Here is a 1,931-nt window from a genome sequence, read left to right on the forward strand (position 1 = left end):
GTGCCGACCGGCATCAAGGTCGCCCAGGCCGCCGCCGCCAACGTGGTGCCCTCGGTCACCGAGCTGGGCGGCAAGTCGCCGGTCGTCGTCTTCGCGGACGCCGACTTCGACCTGGCGCTGAAGGCGATCCTCGGCGCCTCGTTCAGCAACGCCGGGCAGATGTGCTCGGCGGGAACGCGGCTGCTGCTCCAGCGCGGCGCCGAGGAGTTCCTGGACCGGCTGGCCGAGAAGATCGCCACCCTGCGCGTCGGCCCCGGCCTGACGGACCCGGACGTCGGCCCGCTGGTCGCCGCCCGGCAGCGCGACCGGGTGCTGGGCTACCTCGACCTGGCCCGGCAGGAGGGGGCGACGGTGCGCGTCGGCGGCGGCGCACCGTCGGACCCGGCCCTGGCCGAGGGCTACTACGTCGAGCCGACCGTCCTCACCGGCCTGACGAACGACGCCCGTTGTGCTCGCGAGGAGATCTTCGGCCCCGTCGTCACCGTCATCGAGTTCGACGACGCCGACGAGGCCCTGGACATCGCCAACGACAGCCCGTACGGCCTGGCCTCCTACGTCTGGACCCGCGACATCGACAAGGCGATGCGGCTCGCCGAGGGCATCCGTGCCGGACAGGTCTACGTCAACGCCACCGGCGTCGGCACGGGCGTCGAGCTGCCGTTCGGCGGCTACAAGCACAGCGGCTGGGGTCGTGAGAAGGGCCTCGAAGCCCTGGACAGCTACACGCAGACCAAGAACGTCTGCATCGGATTCGGGAGTCGGTCATGAGGTACCGCACGCTCGGCGAGCGCGGCCCGACCGTCTCCGTGGTCGGAGTGGGCGGCAACAACTTCGGCTCCCGCCTCGACGAGGACGGAACGAAGGCCGTCGTCCACGCGGCTCTCGACGCCGGGATCACCCTCTTCGACACCGCCGACATGTACGGCGGGTTCGGGGAGAGCGGCACCGGGCGCGGTGACGGCGAACGGCTCCTCGGCGCCGCGCTGAAGGGCCGCCGGGACGAGGTGGTGCTGGCCACCAAGTTCGGCATGGAGATGGACGAGGAGGCCGAGCGGCACGGCCCGCGCGGCTCCCGCCGCTACGTCCGGTACGCCGTCGACGCCTCCCTCCGGCGGCTCGGCACCGACCGGATCGACCTGTTCCAGTACCACGAGCCGGACGGTGTCACCCCGCTGGAGGAGACCGTCGCCGCCCTCCGGGAACTGGTCGACGAGGGCAAGATCGGCCACATCGGCTGCTCCAACCTCCCGGCCGAGGACCTGTCCGACGCCTTCGTCTCCACCCAGGCCCGCTGCCACCTGCTCGACCGGACCGTGGAGCGGGACCTGATCCCGGCCTGTCTGCACCACGGCCTCGGCCTGCTGCCGTACTACCCGCTGGCCAACGGCCTGCTCAGCGGCAAGTACCGGCGCGGCGAGCAGCCCCCGCCCGGCAGCCGGCTGTCCTGGCGCCAGGGCTGGCTCACCGACGAAGCCCTCGACAAGGCCGAGGCACTCACCGCGTACGGCGCCGAACGCGGACTCACCCTCCTCCAGGTCGCCGTCGGCGGGCTCGCCGCGCTCCCCGCGGTCGGCTCGGTCATCTGCGGCGCCATGACCCCGGCTCAGGTCACCGCCAACGCCGCGGCGGCCGACTGGGTCCCCGACCCGGCCGACCTTGCCGCACTCGACGCCATCGTCGCCCCTGGCGAACGCGTCGTCTGAAGCCCCCACCTCCACCTCAACACTCCACAGATCGAGGCTGAACACCATGCGAGACACCCAGCGAGAGGTCGTCACCTTCGACGCCTACGCCACCCTGATCAACTTCGAGCTCGGCCCCACGACCCTGAAGGTTCTCGAGGACCGGCTGGATCTGGACAACCTGGATGTCGACGAGTTCCTCGACGACTTCCGCGTCATGCGCTTCCAGGCCGTCCTGGAGGCCTACCG

Annotated in this window: 2 protein-coding genes and 1 pseudogene; all 3 read left to right on the plus strand. The window is 71.5% G+C overall.

Going from position 1 to position 1,931, the window contains the following annotated elements:
* Window positions 1–768, plus strand: a 768-nt coding sequence (locus ACWD26_RS44055) for an aldehyde dehydrogenase family protein (protein WP_451279400.1), incomplete at its 5' end; no start/stop codon positions are given.
* Complete coding sequence (locus ACWD26_RS44060) at window positions 765–1,703, plus strand: aldo/keto reductase (RefSeq protein WP_451279402.1); 939 nt, start codon at window positions 765–767, stop codon at window positions 1,701–1,703. The genes ACWD26_RS44055 and ACWD26_RS44060, both read left to right, overlap by 4 nt.
* 46 nt (window positions 1,704–1,749) lie before the next feature.
* A pseudogene (locus tag ACWD26_RS44065) lies at window positions 1,750–1,931 on the plus strand (haloacid dehalogenase); the annotation flags it as partial.

Source organism: Streptomyces sp. NPDC002787 (genome assembly GCF_053592095.1).

What these genes read in the sequence shown, in the direction of transcription:
- ACWD26_RS44060 (WP_451279402.1), top strand. Translation starts at nt 765, where the DNA reads ATGAGGTACCGCACGCTCGGCGAGCGCGGCCCGACCGTCTCCGTGGTC.